The sequence below is a fragment of the Nitratireductor sp. B36 genome, assembly GCF_020833685.1.
Taxonomy (GTDB): domain Bacteria; phylum Pseudomonadota; class Alphaproteobacteria; order Rhizobiales; family Rhizobiaceae; genus Nitratireductor.
In genome coordinates this window covers 313,750-336,381 of sequence record NZ_JACKZY010000001.1, presented here as the reverse complement: position 1 = coordinate 336,381, position 22,632 = coordinate 313,750, and the positions used below count along the sequence as shown (strand labels likewise).

Genomic DNA, 22,632 nt, shown 5'->3' with positions numbered 1-22,632 from the left:
GTCCGTTTCGTCCGAAAGCTCGTTAAATTACCCGATTTTCGATCGACCAGCGGGCGGCAAAAAAATTGAGGATCGCACCGACGACAATGCCGATGAGTTTGGCCGCGAACAAGCCCGTGAACGGTGGCAGGAGATAAACGGCGAGTGTCGATGATCCGAGTGAGATGATGCTCCCGCTGACCGCAAATTTCGCAAAAGCCCGGTGAAGGTTGAAGCGCTTTGTACGCTCGAATGTCCAGCGTGAGTTGGCCACGAAGGAAAATATCACGGCAACAGTCCAGCCGAGAAAATTGGCAAGCAGTGCTGGAACCGACAGCGCGACAAGTGCGCTGAAGGTGGCAAGGTCTATCACCGTGTTCAAAAGCCCGACAATTGCAAACCGACCAAGCTTGCTTGCAAATGGGCGATTGGCCTGATGGTTCATGACGCCGCCCGCTTCAGAACGAGGCCGGCACTCTGCAGGCGCAAGGGGAAAGCCTCCGAAGCGAGCGCATCGCGTTCTTCGTTGCGGGCATCGGTGAACACGTCCCGGCTGCGAAGAACCGCATCCACCGTGCCGGGATGACACATGACAACGGCGCCATTGGGAGCCTTGTCTATGAAGAGATCGAGCGCGCGGGCGAACGCACCCGGGCGGCGCCAGTCATAGAAGCCGCAGAGCGGTCCCTCGACGTTAAAACCATGCCGCCGCATTTCCGCGTCGAAGTTGCGCGCGAGCAAACGTGCGACAACGATCTTGGCTTTCACAAGAGCAGGCGCTGCGCGCAGGGTCGGAGCACCACGCAACCATGGGCGCTTGTCGCTCGGAACATCTGCAAACCGTTGGATCAGCCACTGTCGCACGGGTGGTAGGAAATGGACATGCTGATGGCCGTCAATGAAATCGGGATCTCGCCCGAACGCCTCGCGAAAGCGCGCCAGCTGGGCATCGGCCTCGGACATGATGGCGTCCGCTTCTGCGTTGCCAAGAAGGCGTTTCAGATCCGGCATGGTCCGGCCCGTGGATAGGGCAGGGAAGTCTGTGAGGGTGAGATGCATGCCGACCGCGAATGGACCGCCGATCGTGGAAAGGGCGCCGGCCTCGTTCGACCAGTCATCGAAGAGGGTCATGCAGCCCGTGCCGCTCAGGCGTCCGGCTTCCAGCAGCGCGCGGATGGTCTCGCTGACACCGGGCGAAAATCCATAGTCATCCGCGATCAGCCAGATCGAGCGGGCGCCGGGCTCAGCCATGGGTTGCCTTGCGCGGCTTGCGCTCTTTCGTGGCCGAAGGTGCAGAGGCCCCAGAGCCCGTGATGGACTTCACGATGTAATTCGGCCTGTTCTTCGCCTCACTCAACGCGGACCAGACATACTCGCCCACAAGGCCCGTCAGAGCCAGGTTGAGACCGCCCAGAACCAGTACCGCCACGATCAGACTGGGATAGCCGGGAACGGAGACACCGGTGAACAGAACCTCCAGAAGGATCTTGATGCCGTAGAGAAAGCCGAGCACCGCAACACCGGTGCCGAACAGCGAGACCATGCGCAAGGGCACAACGGAGAACGAGGTGAACCCTTCCAGAGAAAAGGCGATCAAACGACGCCGCGACCACTTGCTTTCGCCACCTTGCCGTTCGGCCGGTTTGTAGAGGATGCGTTCCTGCTTGAAGCCGGTCCAGGCGTAAAGCCCCTTGTTGAAGCGGCGCTGATCACGCAACTGGCGCAGTGCCGCGGCAAAGCGGCTCGTCATGACACGGAAATCGCCGGCATTGGCCGGGATCTCGTACCGCTGACCCATATTGATCAGCCAGTAGAAACCGTTGGCAAGGTACCGCCCCAGCGTGCGGCTCTCGGCACGGTCTGCGCGAACTGCATAGACCATGTCGAGATCGGGATCGTGAGTGATGCGGTCGATCATGTCGAGGGCGACATCCACCGTATGCTGGAGATCGGCATCCATGAGCAGGACATAATCTCCCTCCGAATGATCGAGGCCGGCAAGGATCGCCGTTTCCTTGCCGAAATTGCGCGCAAGCGTGATGAGGGACCAATGGCCGGTCATGTGCTCGCCATATAGTGCGCCGCCTTCATCCGTGCTTCCGTCATCGATGAAGATGAAATGCGTGTCGAGGTCAAAGCGCTGCTTGACCTGTGCAGCAAGCTCGCTTGCCAGGGCGCTGAACCCGGCAACGCTCTCCCGTTCGTTGAGGAAAGGAACCAGAATGTCGAGCCGCTGGGCCACGCGCGCAATCTCCATCAAACGATGTTCTGCCAATAGAAAGTTGAAAATGCCTATTCGTTAAGTCGCCTTGCCGCAAGGCTTCTGATAGGAAGACGCGAAATCATATGTACCGACAGAGGCGTGTCCATGCATACCACTTTGGCGCAATCGAAAGAACCGATCGATATGACGGACGCAGAGGCGGATGCGGCGCAAGACACTCCACCGTTCATGCACGGCATGCCGTCTTCGGTGGAATTCAACAAGCTGCGCAAGCGTCTGTTGCGCCAGACGCGTCAGGCGATCGAGGATTTCGCCATGGTGAAACCCGGTGAGCGCTGGCTGGTAGCACTTTCGGGAGGAAAGGATTCCTACGGACTTCTGGCCGTGCTGATGGATCTGCAGTGGCGCGGGCTTTTGCCAGTTGAACTTCTCGCCTGCAATCTGGATCAGGGACAGCCGAATTTTCCAAAACACATTCTGCCGGAGTATCTCGACAGTATCGGTGTCGCGCACCGGATCGAATACCAGGACACCTATTCGGTGGTGACGGAGAAACTTCCCGAATCAAGCACTTATTGCTCGCTGTGTTCACGTCTTCGGCGCGGGCATCTCTACCGGATTGCGCGGGAGGAGGGTTGCTCCTCACTCGTGCTTGGCCATCACCGAGAGGACATTCTCGAAACCTTTTTCATGAACCTGTTTCATGGTGGGCGGCTTGCGGCGATGCCGCCCAAGCTGTTGAACGATGAGGGCGATGTCATGGTGCTGCGTCCGCTGAGCTATTGTGCGGAGGCAGATCTGGCCAAATTCGCCGAGGCCATGAAGTTCCCCATCATTCCCTGCGACCTTTGCGGCAGTCAGGACGGCCTTCAGCGCAACGCCATGAAGGCGATGCTGACGGATATCGAAAGTCGCATGCCAGGACGCAAGGACACGATGATCCGGGCGCTGACCAATGCGCGCCCGTCTCACCTGCTTGACCGGAACCTGTTCGACTTTGCGGGGCTCACACGGGCGGATTGACCGCGTGGAACATGCGACCGCGTTCGCCGATCAGAACAAGAACGATGGCCACGGCACCGGTGAGAAAATAACCGGCGGCCAGCGGCACGGTGGATCCATCGAAGGATTGGCCGACCAGAGCGCCGATCAAACCTCCGCCAAGCGTGGTCAGAAACCCTTGCGTTGCTGCCGCGGTGCCGGCCACATGGCCCAGAGGTTCCATGGCGATCGAATTGAAGTTCGCACCGACCCAGCCAAACTGAAACATGGCGACAGAGAACAACACGAAGAAGAGTGCAAACGGCATATAGCCCACCATGGCAAGCACCAGCCACAGGAAGCTGACGAGCGTGAACCCGACAAGCGCCGTATGGGAGAGGCGGCGCATGCCGATTCGCCCCACCAGCCGCGAATTGGTGAAGGACGAGACAGCCATGAGGCCGGCTCCGATGGCAAACAGGATCGGAAACCAGTCCGCCAGGTCGAACGTATCGGTATAGATCTGCTGCGCTGAACTGATGAACCCGAAAAGCGCACCGAAGATGCTGGTCGTCGCGAGCGTGTAGCAAAGAGCGATCCGGTTGGTCAGGACGTAGGCGAAGCCCTTGGTGACCGATGAGACCGTTAGCTCACGCCGGTTCTCAGGTGAAAGTGTCTCTGGAAGCCGAAGCGCGGCCCATGTGCCAAAGACCACCGCCAGGACCGCCATGGCGAGAAAGATCTCGGACCAGTCGCCAAAAATCATGATGATCTGGCCAATGCTCGGCGCGATGACCGGTATCACCATGAACACCATCATGACCATGGAAAGGACTTCGGCCATCTGGCGTCCGCCAAAAACATCGCGAATTGCGGAGACGGCGATGACGCGCGTCGTTGCTGCCCCGATGCCCTGAAGGAAGCGCAGAACGAGGATGAAGGCGAAGCTGGGGGAGATCGCTGCGATCAGCGCCGCTGATACATAGAGAACGAGGCCAAAGAACAATGGCGCGCGGCGACCGAAGCGGTCGGAAACCGGACCGAAAACGAGTTGGCCCCCGCCAAGGCCGGCGATATAGGCGGTGACGATGTATTGGCGAGCGTTTTCATCATCCACGCCAAGCTCGGCGCCAATCTGCTGAAGAGCTGGAAGCATGATGTCGATGGCAAGCGCATTCAGCGACATGAGCGCAGCCGCAAGCGCAATGAATTCCGCCCGACCCAGGGATCTCTGGGGTTGCAAGGCTTCATTTGAAACGGGCTTGTTCATATGACTCTCCAACGATCATCAGGTATACGCAATCAAGCCTGCTCGTGGCGACAGTCGGCCGCGCTAATGCAAGCAGGCGCTGCGACCCCATCCGAGGCGAGAAACCGCGCTCGGGGCCACAACAAACGCCGGCAGTGAAACGGGAAACCAGTTACCGACGCGAAAAAATGCGCTGGCGAACGCCAACGCATCTACAAAAGAAAGCAAGCGCCCCGACAGGGGCGCTAATCCGGTATCGAAATCAGGCGGCGCCTTTGGCAGCCACGCCCTTCTCGTTCAGGAAAGCCTGCAGCTCACCTGCCTGGAACATTTCCCGGATAATGTCGCAACCGCCCACGAATTCACCCTTCACGTAGAGCTGCGGAATGGTGGGCCAGTTGGAATAATCCTTGATACCCTGGCGCAGTTCGTCGGAGGTCAGAACGTTGACACCCTTATAGTCGACGTCAAGATAGTCGAGGATCTGAACCACCTGGCCGGAAAAGCCGCACTGCGGAAAGCCGGGTGTGCCCTTCATGAAAAGCACAACGTCGCTGCTTTTGACTTCATTATCGATGAATTCGTTGATGCCGGTCATCGCAAATCCTCATCTGACCGGGGTAAAGGCCCGGCGTTTCACTTGTTAACCGTTATGTATTGCACCATCCATTGCGGTGCAACGCCGACGGATAAAAACTTTTTTCTCGCTCAATCGGGGGCGCTGGTCTGGAGGGCGAGCGCATGAAGAGCTCCGCCCATATTGCCCTTCAGGGCATTGTAGACCATCTGATGCTGCTGCACGCGGGATTTGCCTCTAAAGCTCTCTGCCACCACTTCCGCCGCGTAATGGTCCCCGTCTCCAGCCAAATCGCGGATCGTGACCTTGGCGTCAGGGATGCCTTCCTTGATCAGGCGTTCAATGTCGGCGGCGTTCATGGCCATGGATGCGGTGCCTCCTGAAGTGTTCTCAATCGAGATATGGCGTCTGGCGCCGACAAGGTCAATCGAGTGGGGAGAATTGCGCAATCTGGACCACAGATTTGCAGAAGGGGGCTGCAACAAGTTCCGTTGAAGCGAGCACCCGATCAGACGCATGAGGATGCGCCGCCGAACGGGCGGTTTTCCAAAGGAACAGACATGACAGTAGAGAGCAAGGAACAGGGCGTGAGGGATGTCATCGACGCCTATGTCGAGGCGATGAACCATGGCGACATCGAGCGTTTGAGGCAGATCTTCGCGCCTGACTGCGAAATTCAGGGCGTGACGGGGACGGGTGCCTTCTCGTTCGCCGCCTCCATCTGGCGTCAGCTTCATGATTCCCTCAACATGAGGCTGGTGGTTGAGGACTGCGTGGTGGAGAAGAACAGGGCTGCCGTCCGTTTTCGCGAAACGGGACGCTGGACTGCGCCATTCCTCGATTTCGATGCCCCTACGGGCAACAGCTATGAGCTGGTGGCCATGGAGTGGTTCGAGATCGAGAACAATCAGGTCCAGAAGCGTTGGGGGGTGCGCGACGCGGCTGCGCAGGCGCGTCAGCTGGGGTTCCCGGTTGCGGCGGGGCCTGTAAGGCCCAAGGAAGATGCAGCCTGATCAGAGGCATTCTCCGGATCGGCATTTTGGCAACGCATCGTGCGAAGACGATGCGTTGCCACTTTGCGAAAAGCTACAATGTGGGGAACGTGCCGATTTCGCTCGTGAGACAGCATCCAGATTGGCGCTGCAACATTGCAGGTGGTGACGGGCAGAGGCACGAGGGTCTGGTCCCTGTTTGCCAGCCACACAGGCAGGGGCGCGGCTGCAAGCCCGGCCCTGACCAGAGCGATCAGGGCTTCCAGATTGTCGCAGCAATACGCAGGTGCATGCGTGGAAAGCAATTCGGAAAGACGCTGCAGCGGCAGGATACGAGCGAGCGCGCCTTCCCCGACAGCCAGCGGGCAGGCGATGAGTGCTTCCGGCGATGTGGGTAGACCGTGGACGCTTACGAAATCGCGGCTTGCATAAAGTGTCCAGTGGCTGATGCCCACGCGTGACCGGATGATCTCCGGGTTCTGGGGCAATGTGCCAAGACGCAGGGCCAGGTCGGCTTCTCCATGGACGAGGTCGGCGGGGCTGTCGCTGGTATCGATCTCGATCGTGATCTCAGACACCTTCTGCCTGTAGTGTGCGAGAAGGTCCGGCAGGAGATAGGCGGCAAGCAGCGGGGTGGTTGAAATTCTCAAGACCTGGCGCGAATGACGAGCGTGGGCGCGCGCCAGATCTGAAAGTCTGGAGGCGCGCTCTTCGATCCGCTCTGCGAGGGGCAGGAGCTCCATCGCCAGCTGTGTGGGCCGAAACCCCTCCGGCATGCGCTCGAACAAGGGCGCGGACAGTGCATGTTCCAAAGCATCAAGCCGGCGCGCGACCGTGGTCTGGCTGACACCCAGCAATCGGGCGGCGGCAGCGGTGGACCCGGCTCGTATCACTGCCAGGAGATATTTCAGATCGTTCCAGTCATACATCGGCGCGCCTCCGGCCGAATTTTACCTGAATCTAGCAGGAGCGAAGGCGCGCTGACAGGCCCTTGTCAGGCGCCGTCCATGAAGTGCGGGAACCACGCCTCGTGCGCCTCTTTCAGGGCCGTGACAGGGACAGGGGCGGCATCGCCGAGCGCCAGCACATCGCCGCCGGTCGTGCCGATGATCACAGCTGCAACGCCCGCCGTTCTGGCGGCCGACAGAACCGCATCGGCCTTTGCCGTTGTTGCCACATAGCGCCCCTGATCCTCGCCGAAGAAGGCGGGGATGGCGTTTTTGGGCGCATCTATGGTGGCTCCGATGCCGGAGGCGATGGCCATCTCTGCAAGCGCGACGGCAAGGCCGCCGTCCGAACAGTCATGCGTGGCGGTCAACGCGCCGGAACGGATCAGACCGCGCACCAGATCGCCGGTGCGCTTTTCGTGAGCGAGATCGACCGGCGGAGGCGGGCCTTCGGCGCGGCCATGAATGTCGCGCAGATAGACGGACTGCCCGAGATGCCTGCCCCAGCCTTCCGGGGCGCCGATCAGCACGATGGCTTCGCCTTCTGCCGCGAAAGCAGCGCGGGCGGCCTTCTGCCAGTCGGGGATGAGACCGACACCGGCAATGGTGGGCGTCGGCGGGATCGCCTCGCCAAGCGTCTCGTTGTAGAGTGAGACATTGCCGGACACGATGGGAAAATCGAGTGCGGAACAGGCCTCGCCTATGCCCTTGATGGCATGAACGAGCTGGCCCATGATTTCGGGCTTTTCGGGATTGCCGAAATTGAGATTGTCGGTGGAGGCGAGCGGCTCGGCACCGGTGGCGGTGATGTTGCGCCAGCATTCGGCAACCGCCTGCTTGCCGCCTTCATAAGGGTCGGCCTCGCAATAGCGCGGGGTGACATCGGAGGAGAAGGCAAGGGCCTTTTTCTCCTGTCCGTCCACCCGGACGACGCCGGCATCGCCACCGGGGATGTGCAGTGTGTTGCCCTGAATGAGTGTGTCGTACTGCTCCCACACCCAGCGGCGGGAGGAGAGATCCGGCGAATTGAGAAGCTTCAGAAGGCTTTCGGCAATGTCGGCTTCCGGAACGGGGCCGGCGAGCGGTGTCTGCGGCTTCGGCTCGACCCACGGGCGGTCATATTCGGGCGCTTCGTCGCCAAGCTCCTTGATGGGAAGATTGGCCACTTCCTCACCCTGATGCAGGATGCGGAAGCGCAGATCGTCGGTCGTCTTGCCGACAATGGCGAAATCGAGCCCCCATTTGCGGAAGATTGCCTCGGCCTCGTCGCGCTTTTCGGGCTGAAGCACCATGAGCATGCGCTCCTGGCTTTCCGACAGCATCATCTCATAGGCGCTCATGCGCTCTTCGCGCACGGGGACCTTGTCGAGGTCGAGCTCGATGCCGAGATCGCCCTTGGCACCCATTTCGACAGCTGAACAGGTGAGGCCTGCGGCACCCATGTCCTGAATGGCGATGACGGCGCCGGTGGCCATCAGTTCGAGGCAGGCTTCGAGCAGGCATTTTTCGGTGAACGGATCGCCGACCTGAACGGTGGGGCGTTTTTCATCGATGCCTTCGTCGAATTCGGCCGAGGCCATGGTCGCCCCGCCGACGCCATCACGGCCCGTCTTGGCGCCCAGATAGACGACGGGCAGGCCGACGCCCTCGGCCTTGGAGTAGAATATGGCGTTGGTTTCGGCGATGCCTGCGGCAAAGGCATTGACCAGAATGTTGCCATTGTAGCGGGCGTCGAAATTGACCTCGCCACCGACGGTGGGAACGCCAAACGAATTGCCGTAGCCGCCAATGCCGGAAACGACACCGGCCACCAGATGCTTCGTCTTGGGGTGATCGGGTGCGCCGAAGCGCAGCGCGTTCATGGCGGCGACGGGACGCGCGCCCATGGTGAACACATCGCGCAGAATTCCGCCGACGCCGGTGGCCGCGCCCTGATAGGGCTCGATATAGGAGGGGTGGTTGTGGCTCTCCATCTTGAAGACAACGCATTGGCCGTCGCCGATGTCGACCACGCCGGCGTTTTCGCCAGGCCCCTGAATGACCTGCGGCCCCGAAGTGGGGAGTGTGCGAAGCCATTTCTTCGAGCTTTTGTAGGAACAGTGCTCGTTCCACATGGCCGAGAAAATGCCAAGCTCGGTGAAGCTCGGCTCGCGGCCGATCAGGTCGAGAATGCGCTGAAACTCGTCGGGCTTCAGGCCGTGGGCGGCGATGAGGTCTTCGGTGATGGGGATGTGATTGGGAATGGTCATGTGGTCGGCATGGTCCCTGCAAAGGGGTTGCTTAGGCTATCTCGCGCCTGCGGTACAGTATTGCGCGCGGATAATCCACTTCCCTTTGCCGGTTTTCATCAACCGTAATTGTCAAACCCGCTGATCGGATTGTCCAGAAGACTTCTGAGCTTCTTCAGTCCTCGTGTCACTGTCTCCCGGCTTTCCGGAACGGTGAAAGCGATGCGGGCACGGTGGAGTGGGGTGCCGCCCCGGCCGACCTTGAACTCGTCCTCGTCGTCAACCAGGACACCTTCCTCCATGGCGGCCTGTTTGAAGGTGCTGGAAAGCCATGGTTCGGGCAGTTTCAGCCACAGAAAGGGTGCATCGGGGTGAGAGGCGAAATCTTTCCCGGCAAGGACGGATGCGGCAATCGCCTGCCGGGCTGCGATCTCCGCGCGCACGCGGGCATGAATGCTTGCGGCTTCTTCGGAAAGCACCAGCTGGGCGGCCAATTCGGCAAGCAGAAAAGGAATGCCGCCGGTGATCATTTTGTGCGCGGTAAGCACACGCGAAACATAGGGTAGGGGGCTGGCCACCCAACCGCCGCGCACACCTGCCGCCACCGATTTGGACAGGCTGCCGACGTGGAATGTGCGCTCAGGCGCCAGTGACGCAAACAGGGGCGGCGTCTCCTCAAGAAGCGCGCCGTAGATATTATCCTCGATCAGCCAGACATTGTGAATCTTGGCAATCTCCACAATGGCATGCCGGCGCGCTTCGGGCATCGTCGCAAGTGTCGGATTGTGGAGCGAGGGAACCAGAAACACCATGCGGGGATGTTGCTGGGCGCAAACCCGTTCAAAATCCTCCGGCACCATGCCTTCGTCATCGATGGCGACCGAAAGCAGACGGCGACCGATCACGGTGGCGCTGCGGGCGACATGCGAATAGGTGCATTCCTCGAAAGCGATCCGGTCACCTGGCACGGTCATGGCAGCAATGACCGCGAGTATGCCGGCATGACCGCCGAGTGTGGGGACAATGGAGCCCGGCTGCGGGCGCCAATCGCCACGCGCGAGCCACTGGCTCCCTGCCTCAAGCCACCGCGTAGGGAGCGCGCGCGTGTAACTGGCGACATCAGAAGGATGTTCGCGAGCGATTCGTTCCGCGATATGAGTGAGAATTTGCGCTTGGCCAACATTGGGTGCAGCAGTCGAATCCATTCGGGTCTTGCCGGGTTCCGGCACGGTTGCCCGTGTGCCTCCGAAGGGTTGTGCTTGCGCATCCGTCGAGCGGGCGCTGCGTATACGCTCTAGAACATAGGTGCCGCGCCCTACCTCTCCCGACACGAGTCCACGTTGTCGGACGAGCGTATAAGCCCGACTTACCGTGCCGATTGTGACGCCAACATCGTAAGCAAGATTGCGCTGCGGCGGCAGCTTGGTTCCGGGCGGGAGCGTGCCATTCTCAATATCGCGTTCGATCTGGTCGGCCAGTCGCACATAAAGCGGGCCGGATCCGCGATGAAGGTTAGGGAGCCAATTTGTCATGGTGACAATTATGTATATTGCTCCGATATTTGAGTCAATGCATAGGTTCAATCGCTCCAATATGAAACGAGGAGTGATACAATGGACGCAATCAAGACAATCGGCAAAAGATGCGAGCCGGCGACGCCTGGGCCCGCGAAGAGGATGTATGGGGTTGGGCTTCGTTCCGCGCTGGAATGGATCAATGCCGCGCTCAGCAAACGTCGCAGCAGGCTGGCCTTGTACGACCTTACAGATGATCAATTGCGGGATATAGGCATCTCGCGGGAAGAGGCCCGTCGCGAAGGGCTGAGATCGTTCTGGAGTTGAGCAGACTGCTTTCGCGTCCCTCGAGAGTGAAGTGTGAGCACGCCGGTAGCTATCGAAACGCCTTTCCAATAGCCGAGAAGAGGGCGAGGTTGATGAAGGTTTTGGTGCTGTCTGTCTCTAGACAGAGGCGTTGGCGCGAGAGGGTTTTCCGCTCGCTATAAGGCGATCTGCCAGCATGGCAACGCGTCCGAGAAACGCAAATGTGACGAGAATGGCGGCAGAGTAAACGAGCACGCTCGGCCATCCGTTCAACCGTGCATCCAGAAAGTAATAGGGGATCTCACCCGCGATGGGCGCGCGCACGAGTAGAAAGATCACATAGAGGAGCGGGTAAGCGAGCCAAAGCGGTAGGTGGCGCCAGGAAAGGCTGCCATCCGTACCAGCCACCAACCACCAGACGAGATAGAGCGCCGGCGCAAAGTAGTGTAGCGCGATGTCGCACACAAGGAACAGGCCTTGTGGCTGCCAGATCGCCGACAGAAGCAGCCAGTAGACCAGACTGACCACCGAAATTGCCACCGCGACGCCGGCACGCACCCAGGCCTGTGTGAAGAAGCGAGGAGCTTTGGACAAAGCAGCCATGTGGACGAAAACCACCAGAATGTTGGTCAGGATCGTGAAATACGAGAAGTAGTAGATGATGGAGCCAATGAGGCTGCGACCCGCTTCCATGGAAGCCGGTATGGTCAAGGTGAATTGCACGACAAGAGCAAGCAAGCCGACCACGAGGCCGGCGATGTTCAGGATTTTCGTCATGCGGGTTCCCCTGGGCCGTGTTGCGAGGCTTGCATTAGTCCGAGAATCTAAATTTAAAGTTTAGGCCTAAAGCAATTGTCGTGAGAACGGGCTGGATCCCGAAAGGGCAACGCGCGACCACGCTGTGCAACAAATCCGGTCGTATTGTCCTGACGCGATATCCCGCAACAATTCCATATCGCCAAGGGAATGCGTTCGCCAAGGGAATGCATGTGGGAGTGGGGTACGTCAATTTCGCTCAAGCGATTTTGCTGCTCAGCAGTCGGACGCTCCACCAGACCAGCGCATGATATCAGCGTTGATCCTTGCACCCGTCTGTGACGACGCCAGGGGGCCGTAGGTCGAAATCGTTGTCGGAGAACCTGTTGCTTCGATGACAAGCAAAGGCAGCCCCTGTGGATTTTTGCTGCGCATGATCAGGAGCCGTGGCCGCCCGACGCGCGTATCGAGCTCCGGAATCATATGAAGATCACGGAAGCGGCGATCGCCCGACCGCATCCAGCACTTTGCACCAATGCTGTTGATCTTCTGCAGAGCGGCCACAGGGGTCGACGCATCGACCTCAAGGTTGAGAGCGCCACCCACAGGTTCTGTCTGGCATGCTGACAACAGAAGCAGCGCTGTTATAGACACCGCGCCGGTAGCACAGCGAGCGAAGCGTCGCAGGTTTAAGCCGGAATGGCCGGCATAGCCCATCAGGCAGCCTTTCCAAGAAGACCGGCAAAGAGCGCGCGCCCGTCATCGCCACCATGGGCGGCCTCGATGAGGTTTTCGGGATGCGGCATCATGCCGAGCACGTTGCCGCTGTCGCTGACAATGCCGGCAATGTCGTTCACAGAGCCATTGGGATTGGTGCCTTCGGCATAGCGGAACGCAACCTGGCCTTCACCCTCGATCCGTTTCAATATTTCATCATCGGCGAAATAATTGCCATCATGATGGGCCACGGGGCAGCGAATGATCTGGCCCTGCGCATAGCTGCGCGTGAAGGCGGTGTTGGCGTTGGTCACTTCGAGCTTGACCTCGCGGCACACGAATTTCAATGAGGCGTTGCGCATGAGCGCGCCGGGCAGGAGGCCCATCTCAAGCAGAACCTGAAACCCGTTGCACACGCCCATGACGAGAACGCCCTTGCGAGCCTTCTCGGCCACGGCCTGCATGACCGGCATGCGCGCGGCGATTGCGCCACAGCGCAGATAGTCGCCATAGGAGAAGCCGCCGGGAATGACCACCAGGTCGACATCGGGAAGCTCGGTCTCCGTCTGCCAGACGGTGATCGGCGCTTTTCCGGAAATCCTGGTAAGCGCGGCAATCATGTCGCGGTCGCGATTGAGGCCGGGAAGCTGGATGATGGCTGATTTCATGGGTTCTGATCGCTTGGGCTGGGATCGTACGGTTTCTGAGGGCCTTGGGCCAATTCGCGGAGCTCGAGGCGGCGTTCTATGCGTTCGAGGCGATCATCATGACGACCAAGCATACCGTAGATGTTGTGGGTATCCTGCTGGATCGCAATCATATGCCCCCGGATGGAGATTAGCTCCTGACGGATCTCCGATTGACCGGCTTCAAGTTTGTCCAGGCGACCCTGCATGCTCTTGAGAACTTCATAAAGCAGCTCGTTGGTGACGTCGCCCATGACAGTCTTTCTCCACAACCTCAGGTAACAGAGACAGTGTAGTCCTCAATCACTGTGTTCGCCAGAAGCTTTTCGCACATGGCATTGAGGTCGCTCTCGGCCTTGGCCTTGTCGGAACCCTCGAGCTCCAGATCGAAGACCTTGCCCTGGCGCACCGAACCGACACCGGAAAAACCGAGCGCGTCGAGCGCGCCTTCGATGGCCTTTCCCTGCGGGTCCAGAACGCCGTTCTTCAACGTCACGGTGACGCGGGCCTTGATCACTTTGCTGCTCCCTGCATGTCCTGAAACGGCCTAGTGGCGCGTCTTGTTGTCTTTGGAGGATACGAGGACCGGGCCATTGCCGCGCGGCGGTTCGTTCTCGTTCATGATGCCGAGACGGCGTGCGACTTCCTGATAGGCCTCGACCAGCCCGCCCATATCGCGGCGGAAACGGTCCTTGTCCATCTTGTCTTGCGTGGTGGTGTCCCACAGGCGGCAGGAATCGGGCGAAATCTCATCCGCCACGATCACACGCATCATCTCGTTTTCCCACAAACGCCCGCACTCCATCTTGAAGTCGACGAGCTGGATGCCGACGCCAAGGAAGAGGCCGGTCAGGAAGTCGTTGACGCGGATGGCGAGCGCCATCATGTCGTCGATCTCCTGGGGGCTGGCCCAACCGAAGGCCGTGATGTGCTCTTCGGAGACCATGGGATCGTCCAGCGCATCGGCCTTATAGTAGAACTCGATGATCGAACGGGGCAGCACCGTGCCTTCCTCGATGCCCAGACGCTTGGCGAGCGAGCCGGCTGCAACATTGCGCACCACGATCTCGAGCGGAATGATCTCCACTTCCTTGATCAGCTGCTCACGCATGTTGAGGCGGCGAATGAAGTGGGTCGGGATGCCGATTCGGTTCAGATGCTCGAAAATGTACTCCGAGATCCGGTTGTTGAGCACACCCTTGCCATCGACAATCTCGTGCTTCTTCTTGTTAAAGGCGGTGGCGTCGTCCTTGAAGAACTGGATCAAGGTGCCGGGCTCGGGGCCTTCATAAAGAATCTTGGCCTTGCCCTCATAAATGCGGCGACGACGGTTCATGGCTTTTCCTGGTCCGTTGCCTAGACAGGGAAACTTCGCGCGGAAGTTCCGCAATGCGGCAGTTTCATGGATGCATCGTTTCACGCGGTCTCTAGCGCAAACCCACTCATACCACAATTGCCATTCGTCATAGCCAACGAGTTTGTGTCCCGCCGGCAAAGAACGGATGAGCCAAACGAGCGTATTGACCCGGGACGGGGCATCTGGTTTCTGCTTCTCAACCAGATGTTTCCGCATCGCCACACGATGCCCGAGCCGGAGGAATTGCGAGATGGCCAATATGAAAGATCGTGAAGACGCGTTCGAGAACAAGTTTGTTCACGACGAGACCCAGAAGTTCAAAGCCATGGCACGCCGCAACAAGCTGCTCGGCCTGTGGGCCGCTGAAAAGCTGGGCAAGAGCGGTGATGAGGCAGATGCCTATGCGCGCGAGGTCATGAACTCGGATTTCGAAGAAGCCGGGGACGACGATGTGTTCCGGAAGGTTCGCAAGGATTTCGATGCGGCAGGGGTCCAGCAATCGGATCATCAGATTCGCCGTACAATGGACGAATTGCTCGCCACTGCGCTCGAGCAAATCAAGAGCGGCGAGTAAGGCGCTTGCCGGTTCCCTCCCTGGCCACCCGGCTGCAGGCAGGAGAGAGCGTTTTCTCCGCCTGGTCGTCCATCCCCGATTCGCTAACCGTCGAGCTCGTCGCCGGACTGGACTTCGGCGCGGTGACACTGGATATGCAGCATGGGGGGCATCACGAAGACAGCGTGCTGCGTGGAATCAGTGCCATCCGCTCGCATCACAAACATTCTCTGGTGCGGATCCCCGTGGGGCGTTTCGACATGGCAAGTCGCGCGCTCGATATGGGCGCAGAGGCTGTGATCGCCCCGATGGTGAACTCACTTGAGGACGCCCGCGCCTTCGCGGCCGCGACGAAATACCCGCCCGTCGGGCTGCGGTCCTGGGGGCCAAGTTTCGCCATGCCGCGTGAAGGCGCTTTCGACGGGCAGACATGGCTGGAAACAGCCAATACCGGCACGGTCGCCTTTGCCATGATAGAGACCCGGCAGGCACTTGCCGCGCTCGACGACATTCTGGCTGTGGACGGCATCGACGGTGTGCTGGTTGGCCCCTCGGATTTTTCCATCGCGTGGTCGAACGGCAAGACCGTGGATCCGGCTCTTGAAGAAATGATGCCTGCGATTGCGTCTATCGCTCAAAAGGCGCGGGCTCTCGGCAAACACGCGGCCATCTATGTGGTCGATCCACGCCTTGTCGGGCGGTTCTACGCCATGGGATTCAGGCTGTTCGCCATGGGATCAGAAGCGACATATATGGCTCAGGGCGCTCCGGCGATGCTCCAGGCCGCGCGGGATTCCATTCAGGATTGAGAGCGATCAAAGCTGCTGGAGGAACTTGGCAAAGGTCATGGAGCCCTCAGGCCACGGGCCGAAGCCCGATTCGGCGTTGATATGGCCCGATTCGCCTGCATCCAGAAACAGCGATCCCCACGCGGCTGCAATATCTTCTGCGACGTCAAACGCACAGAAATGGTCGTTTCGGCTGGCGATGGTGATTGACGGGAAGGGCAGCGGGTCGCGCGGATAGGGACCGAAGGTCATCAGGTGTTTCGGTCTGATCCTGCTGTTGGCGACGTCCGGCGGGGCAACAAAGAATGCGCCGGCGACGGGTTTTCTGAATTCCGGAATCGCCTGCACCGCGGTGGCCACACCCAGCGAATGTGCGACCAGAACAACCGGCTTCTCCGCTTCATTGACGGCTTTTGCGACATTGGCGACCCAGTCTTCGCGCACCGGCTTCGACCAGGCTTCCTGTTCGACACGCCGCGCCGTGGAGAGACGAGACTGCCACCGCGTCTGCCAATGATCGGGTCCCGAATTGGTGTATCCGGGGATGATGAGGATGTCTGCGTCGGAAGCTTTCATGGCCGGCCATGTAGCCATCGTATCGGTTGCATGCAAGCGTTCGCCGGTTGGAAGCGCGATTTTGATCTGCATCGAACGGTTGCTTTTTATTGGCATTGAAACTGTGAACGAAGTGTTCTCCCGACACATGCTTGTGCGTGTGAGGATGACACGCCAGTTTCAGGCAAACGCGAGGTGGCCCGCGGAAATGGCCGGCTGCCACTTTAATGGAGATTTTGCCATGAATGGGTTTCCCTTCGCCGCAACCACCCCGGTGAGCATCGGCCGCGTGGGCCTGAAAGCACGCGATGCGCGGATGTTGGCCGCATTTTATGCGGATATCCTGGGCCTTGAGGAAATGAAAAGCGACGATGGCGCGATTGCTCTGGGCGTCGGCGGTCGCACGCTTGTGGAGATCGTCGAGGATCGCTCTGCCGAACCGGATAATCCGCGCGAGGCAGGGCTATTCCACACGGCATTCCTTTTGCCGGAGCGGGCTGATCTGGCGCGCTGGGCACTGTTTGCGCGCGACAGGAACATGCGGCTTGAAGGTGCTTCGGACCATCTGGTGAGTGAAGCGCTTTATCTTTCGGACCCGGAGGGCAATGGCATTGAGATCTATGCCGACCGTGCTCCTGAAAGCTGGGCGAGAAACGAGGACGGCATTGCGATGGCGACCGAGCGGCTTGATTTCTCAAGCCTGTTGTCCACCCTGGCGGATGGCGACGAAGGCTGGCAGGGCGCGCCGGAAAACACCGTCATCGGCCATGTGCATCTGCGGGTGGGCGATCCGAATACGGCGGAAACCTGGTGGCACGAGGCGCAGGGCTTCGACACGATGGCGCGCTATGGATCGCAGGCGGTGTTTCTGGCGACGGGCGGTTATCACCACCATATCGGCGCCAACAGCTGGCGCAGCGCCGGGGCGGGCCAGCGCAATCCAAACCGCACCGGACTTTCCTGGCTGGAGCTGAAGAGCAGGAATGCGACGGCGGAGAAGGAATTCGCCGACCCGTGGGGCACCGTCGTGCGGGTCGCACCGTCAAACTGACGCCGCACGGTTCCGGAGCATTCAGCTTTCGCTGAAGCGCGGAGAACCGGTTCCTGTTTTTCCTGGAGTTGTTGCAGACGCCGACTTCGAGGCCCCTTCTCCCCGCTTGCGGGGAGAAGGTGAGGATGAGGGGCGGGCGCGAAGTTCTGCGAACCCACAATACGGAAAAATTTTCATGCGCGGCGTCGGCCCCTCATCCCCCTGCCGGGACCTTCTCCCCGCTCGCGGGGAGAAGGAAGCCGTCATCTGCATGAAGCGTTCCCAGTTTTCCGGAATTGCTCCAGACAAAAAAACGCCGGCGCATCGGGTGATGCGCCGGCGTTTTTGCATTTAAGGGGCAGAGATCAGCTTTCGCCAAACACGCGCTCGAAGATCGTGTCCACATGCTTGGTGTGGTAGCCGAGATCGAATTTTTCGCGGATCTCGTCTTCCGAGAGAGCCGCACGCACATCCTTGTCGCCCAGAAGCTCTTCAAGGAAATCGGCACCCTGTTCCCAGACCTTCATGGCGTTGCGCTGCACCAGCCGGTAGGCATCCTCGCGCGACACGCCTGCCTGGGTGAGCGCCAGAAGCACGCGCTGCGAATGGACGAGGCCGCGGAACTTGTTGAGGTTCTTGTCCATCGCCTCGGGATAGACCACCAGCTTTTCCATCATGCCGGTCAAGCGCATGAGCGCGAAATCCAGCGTGACGGTGGCATCCGGGCCGATCATGCGCTCGACGGAGGAGTGCGAGATGTCGCGCTCGTGCCAGAGTGCCACGTTTTCCATGGCAGGCATGGCATAGGCGCGCACCATGCGGGCAAGACCGGTGAGGTTTTCCGACAGAACCGGGTTGCGCTTGTGCGGCATGGCCGACGAGCCCTTCTGCCCCGGCGAGAAATACTCTTCGGCTTCCAGAACCTCGGTACGCTGCAGGTGGCGCACTTCCACCGAGAGGCGCTCGATGGAGGAAGCGATCACGGCGAGCGTGGAAAAATACATGGCGTGGCGGTCACGCGGGATGACCTGTGTGGAGACCGGCTCCGGCTTCAGGCCCATCTTCTCCGCGACGTGTGCTTCGACGCTCGGGTCGATGTTGGCGAAAGTGCCGACGGCGCCGGAAATGGCGCAGGTGGCGATTTCCTCACGCGCATAGACGAGGCGGGTACGGCAGCGCTCGAACTCGGCATAGGCCTGCGCCAGCTTGACACCGAAGGTGGTCGGCTCTGCATGGATGCCGTGGCTGCGACCGATGGTGACCGTGTCCTTGTGCTCGAAGGCACGTTTCTTCAACGCCGCGAGAAGCTTCTCGAGATCGTCGAGCAGGATGTCGGTGGCGCGCACGAGCTGGACGCTGAGGCAGGTGTCGAGCACGTCGGAGGAGGTCATGCCCTGGTGGACGAAGCGGGCCTCGGGCCCGACGATCTCTGCCAGGTGCGTCAGGAAGGCGATGACGTCGTGCTTCGTTTCGCGCTCGATCTCGTCGATGCGGTCGATATCGAACGTGGCGTTGCCGGCCTTGTCCCAGATGGTTTTAGCGGCTTCCTTCGGCACGATGCCGAGCTCGGCCATCGCGTCTGCGGCGTGAGCCTCGATTTCGAACCAGATGCGGAACTTGGTCTCGGGCGACCAGATTGCAGCCATTTCCGGCCGCGAATAGCGCGGGATCATGCGTGCCTTGCCTTCCATGAAAGTGGGGTCGGCGCCTGACTAGCAGAGCTTGACGTTTTCCTCAACGCGGCCTGGAGGCATAGATGCAGGAGAGGGCGAAAAGCGCGGCCAATCCCCAGGGAAAATAGGCCCGGAGCCCTATGACGGCGAATTGATAGACTGCACCCGCCGTGGTGAAAATGAAATGCAGAATCCACCGGACTGACAGGGGATCGCCGTGCCACTGAGCGTAATATGCACGATACTGCAGTGCATAGAGCGCGGCCGTGATGCCGATGGTGGCGAGAGCGAAGCAAACAAAGGCTGCAGCAAAGCGCGTCTCGGGCCCGGACCTGCGCGCAACAAGCGCCTGAAGTGTGTGCCCGACGGGAAAGGCCAGTGCCCCACCCAGCGCAAAGATCGATGCCAGCACCAGCACTTGCGGCAGTGTCTGCCATCCGCGCGCCCACAGAAAAACGAGCATGTTGAGGCCCATGAGCGCGCCCCAAAAGAGCGCGCCTGTCAACGCCTGTGTGAGCGATGGCAGCGCCTGCCGCAGGCTGGCAAAACAACGCCTCACGAAAAAACCACGTCTCTGCCGCCGTCCGACATCAACGTTCAAAGCCGACCGGTAACGGCGATGAATCGATGGTCGGGCCCTTCAAAGCCCACTTTGCGCACGGCAATGATCACCGCGAAGACCGGTGTGCCACCCTGCGGATAGAAAGTCTGGATGCCGCTGATCCTATAGCCGAGAGGGCAGCCGCGGCTCTGCGGAATCGCGCTGTCTTCATGCACAAGAACGGTTTCCGCCCCGGCCTGTGTGGCAATACGTGTGAGGCGAAAGCCGGCTGGCTCGCCGAATCCATAGCACTCCGCACCGTCCGGCATGGGAAGTTCAGTCAGGCGGAATTCGAGGGGACTGTCGATCGCGGGAAAGACCGGGCGGGGATTGACAGCCATGCGGAAGGGATCAGCTGACTGTTCCGTCACAGCGTTCCAGCCGGCGGTAAAACCGAGATTTTCTGCAAGCTCGCTGTCTGCAATGACAGATTGAGACTGTGTTCTGGCTTCAGCGCGTGCCTCGGAAATACTGGCCCCGTCCTGCTCAAGGGTCACACGGATGGGCGTGCCGGGCAGGAAACTGTCATTGGCGGTATTGATGTAATAGCGATTGGCGTAAGCAAAGCCGGACCCGTCCTGCACACCGAATTCCTCAAAGGCGAATGTGGAACCGTCGGCTGAAAAGCCGAGAACCTCGACCGAGGGCGTGTCTCCTGCATGAGCCGCGGGCGAAGCGGCGAGAAGTGCGGCGGCGCACAGTGCCATGAGAAACTGTTTCATGATGACATTCCTTTCGGCTGAATGCTCGTCTCACTGCCCTATGACAGATGTGTTCGCCCAAGTGGGAAATATATCACCTTCAGCCGGTTTGGCGGCAAACACCCCCCGGGCAATGGCGCGGGCCATGGTTGCGGCGGCGGCGGCGTTGAGATCGATCACTGCTTCGAGATCAAGCGGCGTTTCGTTGCGGCCGGTCGACAACGCGAAGACCAGATCGCCATCGACCGGCGTGTGCGCCGGCCAGATGGCGCGCGCGAAACCGTTGTGAGCGGCGATGGCAAGACGCTTTGCAGCCGGTTTGTCGAGCTTTGCATCGGTGGCAATGATGGCAATCGTGGTGTTGCCGCGCGCGGCCGTGCGCATTTTTGTGGTGACGCTGGAAGCATTCGGCGGCATTGGGTGAGGCAGACCGAGGCCGCCAAACTCGTCGCCGATCTCAAAAGGGGCGGCCCAGAAATGCCGTGTGTTGCCGACAGTGACCGAACCAACCGCATTCACCGCAACGAGCGCACCGACGGTGATGCCGTATTCAAGCACGGTGGATGCCGAGCCGAGCCCGCCCTTCAGCGTAGCCGTGGTGGCGCCTGTGCCGGCACCTGCCGTGCCGATCTCGAAGTCCTGCGATGCGGACATGGCGGCGGAAAAGCCGAAATCCCGATAGGGGGAAAAGCGCCCCCAGTCCTTGTTGCCGCCATTGGGAAGATCGAACAGGATGGCGCCGGGCACTATGGGCACGCGAAAGCCCAGAATTTCGAAACCTCGGCCCATTTCACGCAGCGCCGCCTGAACGCCGGCTGCCGCATCAATGCCGAAAGCGGAGCCGCCTGACAGCGTGATGGCATCGACCCCGTCGACCAGATTGTGTGGCTCCAGCGCGTCGGTTTCACGGGTGCCCGGCGCTCCGCCGAGAACCTGCACACCGGCGGTCGCCGGCGTTTCGCACAGAATTGCTGTGACCCCTGACCTCACGCGCTGGTCGGTGTGATTGCCGACCGTGAGTCCTGCGACATCCGTAATCAGGTTCCGCGGTCCCTTGCGCCACATCATTCAACCGCCTTGAAGGCCTGCCCGTCGAAGCGGAACAGCTGGTACAAGGGCTGTTCGAGATCACCTTTCTCATCGAAGGAATATGGGCCGAGCGCTGTTTGAAATGTGCCGGATTGGAGTGTCGTCGCGATGGCGCCGGACCCCGCACGCAACGCGGAAATGGCAAGTTCGGTGGCTGCGAAGGCAGGTAGAACGTAACCGTCGGGCACAATGCCGGCGTCACCCAGCGCGCTTTTGGCGCTCTCAGTGGCGATGTCGGCCCAACGCGGCAGGCCGACCATCAGTGTTCCGTCGGCAAGAGGTATGGTGCTTTCTTCTGCGCGCAACGCTTCGCCACCAGCGATAACGAGCTGGTAATCCATGCCTGCCGCGTCGCGCGCGAGAATGGCAATGTCACTGCGATCGCCGCCCACGAATACGTGGGTTGCGCCCGAGCGTTTCAGGCGCCCGGCCAGTGCAATCTGATTGTCGAGTTGCGGGCGGAACGTGTCGATGAAGACGGGCTTGAGTTCCTGCAGCTCGGCAGACGCGCGGAGGTTCTCCGCCAGTTCGCGCCCGTAGATGGTTCCATCGTCCACGATGGCGAAAAAGGCATCGCGCCAGCGGGGCAGGAGAAGCCGGGCGACCGCATCGCGCTCCGCATCAGCGCGCGGCGCAGTACGAAAAACGGGCCAGCCGGTACGTTCACGCTGATCGGTCAGGGTTGCAGTGCGCACCCCGGGCGTGATGACTGGAATCTCCGCTTTCGCGAAGAGAGGGAGCGCTGCGTCGATGGCGTCTGTGCACAGAAAGCCCACCACCACCGATACGTTCTGATCGATGAGTGAGCGGGCGGCGGCCTCCCCACCTTCGGTGCTGCACTGCGTATCGGCCTCGACAATCCGCGCACCCATCGATTGAGCCGCCACGCGTGCTCCATCGCGCAGCTGCTGCCCAAGCAGCTCGAAGTTCTCGGTCAAAGGTGCGGCCAGCCCGACAACCGGCTCCTGCGCATGAGCGGCAGGCTGGCTGATGGCAGCGAAGCTGCAAAAGATGAAAAAGACCAAGCAACGCATATCGTGGTTCAGTTACCCGTTTAACGGTCACGCAGTAGCATGGGAATCAGCCCGTCGGCACCAGACATTAACCGCAAAGCTGCTGAACTGGTAAA

Annotated in this window: 27 protein-coding genes; 6 read left to right on the top strand and 21 right to left on the bottom strand. The window is 60.3% G+C overall.

From position 1 onward, the window contains the following. Positions 1 to 22: 22 nt before the first annotated feature. The 3 genes from H7H48_RS01660 to H7H48_RS01650 are packed head-to-tail and all read right to left on the bottom strand — an operon-like array spanning position 23 to position 2,236. Positions 23 to 424: a GtrA family protein gene (locus H7H48_RS01660; RefSeq protein ID WP_229447087.1), complete on the bottom strand. Its 402-nt coding sequence runs from the start codon at positions 422 to 424 to the stop codon at positions 23 to 25. Next, positions 421 to 1,230 (bottom strand): ChbG/HpnK family deacetylase, encoded by an 810-nt coding sequence (locus H7H48_RS01655; RefSeq protein ID WP_229447086.1) that lies wholly within the window; start codon positions 1,228 to 1,230, stop codon positions 421 to 423. Before H7H48_RS01655 ends, H7H48_RS01660 begins: the two co-directional genes overlap by 4 nt. Beyond that, entirely contained in the window at positions 1,223 to 2,236 is a 1,014-nt protein-coding gene (locus tag H7H48_RS01650; RefSeq protein WP_229447085.1) for a glycosyltransferase family 2 protein, read from the bottom strand. Before H7H48_RS01650 ends, H7H48_RS01655 begins: the two co-directional genes overlap by 8 nt. A gap of 150 nt (positions 2,237 to 2,386) precedes the next feature. Between H7H48_RS01650 and ttcA the strand changes: the two genes are divergently transcribed. Next, on the top strand, positions 2,387 to 3,226 hold the full coding sequence (gene ttcA / locus H7H48_RS01645; RefSeq protein WP_229448063.1) for a tRNA 2-thiocytidine(32) synthetase TtcA: 840 nt from the start codon (positions 2,387 to 2,389) through the stop codon (positions 3,224 to 3,226). On the opposite strand, the gene H7H48_RS01640 is transcribed toward ttcA, so the two are convergent. From H7H48_RS01640 to H7H48_RS20125, 3 genes are all read right to left on the bottom strand, one after another. Then, positions 3,210 to 4,454 carry a multidrug effflux MFS transporter gene (locus H7H48_RS01640; RefSeq protein WP_229447084.1) on the bottom strand — a complete coding sequence of 415 codons (1,245 nt, stop codon included), beginning with the start codon at positions 4,452 to 4,454 and terminating at the stop codon, positions 3,210 to 3,212. The two genes, ttcA and H7H48_RS01640, sit on opposite strands and share 17 nt — an antisense overlap. A gap of 241 nt (positions 4,455 to 4,695) precedes the next feature. Further along, positions 4,696 to 5,031: a Grx4 family monothiol glutaredoxin gene (gene grxD / locus H7H48_RS01635; protein WP_229447083.1), complete on the bottom strand. Its 336-nt coding sequence runs from the start codon at positions 5,029 to 5,031 to the stop codon at positions 4,696 to 4,698. A 110-nt stretch (positions 5,032 to 5,141) separates the two neighbouring features. Further along, complete coding sequence (locus H7H48_RS20125; RefSeq protein ID WP_229447082.1) at positions 5,142 to 5,375, bottom strand: BolA family protein; 234 nt, start codon at positions 5,373 to 5,375, stop codon at positions 5,142 to 5,144. A 195-nt stretch (positions 5,376 to 5,570) separates the two neighbouring features. Here H7H48_RS20125 and H7H48_RS01625 point away from each other — a divergent pair, with 195 nt between their 5' ends. Beyond that, positions 5,571 to 6,023, top strand: a complete 453-nt coding sequence (locus H7H48_RS01625; RefSeq protein WP_229447081.1) for an ester cyclase — start codon at positions 5,571 to 5,573, stop codon at positions 6,021 to 6,023. Here H7H48_RS01625 and H7H48_RS01620 read toward each other — a convergent pair. From H7H48_RS01620 to H7H48_RS01610, 3 genes are all read right to left on the bottom strand, one after another. Next, positions 5,966 to 6,931 (bottom strand): LysR family transcriptional regulator, encoded by a 966-nt coding sequence (locus tag H7H48_RS01620; protein ID WP_229447080.1) that lies wholly within the window; start codon positions 6,929 to 6,931, stop codon positions 5,966 to 5,968. The two genes, H7H48_RS01625 and H7H48_RS01620, sit on opposite strands and share 58 nt — an antisense overlap. A gap of 65 nt (positions 6,932 to 6,996) precedes the next feature. Continuing rightward, positions 6,997 to 9,198 (bottom strand): phosphoribosylformylglycinamidine synthase subunit PurL, encoded by a 2,202-nt coding sequence (purL, locus tag H7H48_RS01615; RefSeq protein WP_229447079.1) that lies wholly within the window; start codon positions 9,196 to 9,198, stop codon positions 6,997 to 6,999. Between the two features lie 98 nt (positions 9,199 to 9,296). Next, positions 9,297 to 10,709: a PLP-dependent aminotransferase family protein gene (locus H7H48_RS01610; protein ID WP_229447078.1), complete on the bottom strand. Its 1,413-nt coding sequence runs from the start codon at positions 10,707 to 10,709 to the stop codon at positions 9,297 to 9,299. Positions 10,710 to 10,790: 81 nt separating this feature from the next. Between H7H48_RS01610 and H7H48_RS01605 the strand changes: the two genes are divergently transcribed. Then, positions 10,791 to 11,018 carry a DUF1127 domain-containing protein gene (locus H7H48_RS01605; protein ID WP_229447077.1) on the top strand — a complete coding sequence of 76 codons (228 nt, stop codon included), beginning with the start codon at positions 10,791 to 10,793 and terminating at the stop codon, positions 11,016 to 11,018. Between the two features lie 117 nt (positions 11,019 to 11,135). Here H7H48_RS01605 and H7H48_RS01600 read toward each other — a convergent pair whose 3' ends face one another. The 6 genes from H7H48_RS01600 to purC all read right to left on the bottom strand — a co-directional run bounded on the left by H7H48_RS01600 (position 11,136) and on the right by purC (position 14,492). Further along, complete coding sequence (locus H7H48_RS01600; RefSeq protein ID WP_229447076.1) at positions 11,136 to 11,774, bottom strand: Pr6Pr family membrane protein; 639 nt, start codon at positions 11,772 to 11,774, stop codon at positions 11,136 to 11,138. Positions 11,775 to 12,029: 255 nt separating this feature from the next. Further along, the gene (locus tag H7H48_RS01595) at positions 12,030 to 12,470 is read right to left on the bottom strand and encodes a hypothetical protein (RefSeq protein ID WP_229447075.1); all 441 of its coding nucleotides are present in this window, start codon (positions 12,468 to 12,470) and stop codon (positions 12,030 to 12,032) included. Next, positions 12,470 to 13,138, bottom strand: coding sequence for a phosphoribosylformylglycinamidine synthase subunit PurQ (purQ, locus tag H7H48_RS01590; RefSeq protein ID WP_229447074.1), 669 nt, complete (start codon positions 13,136 to 13,138; stop codon positions 12,470 to 12,472). The genes H7H48_RS01595 and purQ overlap by 1 nt, the downstream gene beginning before the upstream one ends. Beyond that, positions 13,135 to 13,410, bottom strand: a complete 276-nt coding sequence (locus H7H48_RS01585) for a hypothetical protein (RefSeq protein ID WP_229447073.1) — start codon at positions 13,408 to 13,410, stop codon at positions 13,135 to 13,137. Before H7H48_RS01585 ends, purQ begins: the two co-directional genes overlap by 4 nt. A gap of 20 nt (positions 13,411 to 13,430) precedes the next feature. Next, entirely contained in the window at positions 13,431 to 13,673 is a 243-nt protein-coding gene (gene purS, locus H7H48_RS01580; protein ID WP_223020478.1) for a phosphoribosylformylglycinamidine synthase subunit PurS, read from the bottom strand. A 30-nt stretch (positions 13,674 to 13,703) separates the two neighbouring features. After that, positions 13,704 to 14,492, bottom strand: a complete 789-nt coding sequence (gene purC, locus H7H48_RS01575) for a phosphoribosylaminoimidazolesuccinocarboxamide synthase (RefSeq protein WP_223020479.1) — start codon at positions 14,490 to 14,492, stop codon at positions 13,704 to 13,706. A 271-nt stretch (positions 14,493 to 14,763) separates the two neighbouring features. On the opposite strand from purC, the gene H7H48_RS01570 reads away from it, so the two are divergent. Together H7H48_RS01570 and H7H48_RS01565 are read left to right on the top strand one after the other, a co-directional pair. Further along, positions 14,764 to 15,087 (top strand): DUF1476 domain-containing protein, encoded by a 324-nt coding sequence (locus H7H48_RS01570; protein ID WP_229447072.1) that lies wholly within the window; start codon positions 14,764 to 14,766, stop codon positions 15,085 to 15,087. 5 nt (positions 15,088 to 15,092) lie between these two features. Then, entirely contained in the window at positions 15,093 to 15,875 is a 783-nt protein-coding gene (locus H7H48_RS01565) for an HpcH/HpaI aldolase/citrate lyase family protein (protein WP_229447071.1), read from the top strand. A gap of 6 nt (positions 15,876 to 15,881) precedes the next feature. On the opposite strand, the gene H7H48_RS01560 is transcribed toward H7H48_RS01565, so the two are convergent. Beyond that, on the bottom strand, positions 15,882 to 16,430 hold the full coding sequence (locus H7H48_RS01560; protein WP_229448062.1) for an alpha/beta hydrolase: 549 nt from the start codon (positions 16,428 to 16,430) through the stop codon (positions 15,882 to 15,884). Between the two features lie 220 nt (positions 16,431 to 16,650). Between H7H48_RS01560 and H7H48_RS01555 the strand changes: the two genes are divergently transcribed. After that, complete coding sequence (locus tag H7H48_RS01555; protein ID WP_229447070.1) at positions 16,651 to 17,460, top strand: VOC family protein; 810 nt, start codon at positions 16,651 to 16,653, stop codon at positions 17,458 to 17,460. 344 nt (positions 17,461 to 17,804) lie between these two features. Here H7H48_RS01555 and purB read toward each other — a convergent pair whose 3' ends face one another. From purB to H7H48_RS01530, 5 genes are all read right to left on the bottom strand, one after another. After that, on the bottom strand, positions 17,805 to 19,112 hold the full coding sequence (gene purB, locus H7H48_RS01550) for an adenylosuccinate lyase (RefSeq protein WP_229448061.1): 1,308 nt from the start codon (positions 19,110 to 19,112) through the stop codon (positions 17,805 to 17,807). 61 nt (positions 19,113 to 19,173) lie between these two features. Then, the gene (locus H7H48_RS01545; protein ID WP_229447069.1) at positions 19,174 to 19,671 is read right to left on the bottom strand and encodes a hypothetical protein; all 498 of its coding nucleotides are present in this window, start codon (positions 19,669 to 19,671) and stop codon (positions 19,174 to 19,176) included. A gap of 38 nt (positions 19,672 to 19,709) precedes the next feature. After that, entirely contained in the window at positions 19,710 to 20,435 is a 726-nt protein-coding gene (locus H7H48_RS01540; protein ID WP_229447068.1) for a DUF2259 domain-containing protein, read from the bottom strand. 30 nt (positions 20,436 to 20,465) lie between these two features. Further along, complete coding sequence (locus H7H48_RS01535) at positions 20,466 to 21,479, bottom strand: P1 family peptidase (RefSeq protein WP_229448060.1); 1,014 nt, start codon at positions 21,477 to 21,479, stop codon at positions 20,466 to 20,468. Continuing rightward, a complete protein-coding gene (locus tag H7H48_RS01530; RefSeq protein WP_229447067.1) occupies positions 21,479 to 22,537 on the bottom strand; it encodes a branched-chain amino acid ABC transporter substrate-binding protein in 1,059 nt (352 codons plus the stop codon). Before H7H48_RS01530 ends, H7H48_RS01535 begins: the two co-directional genes overlap by 1 nt. Between the last annotated feature and the right edge of the window lie 95 nt (positions 22,538 to 22,632).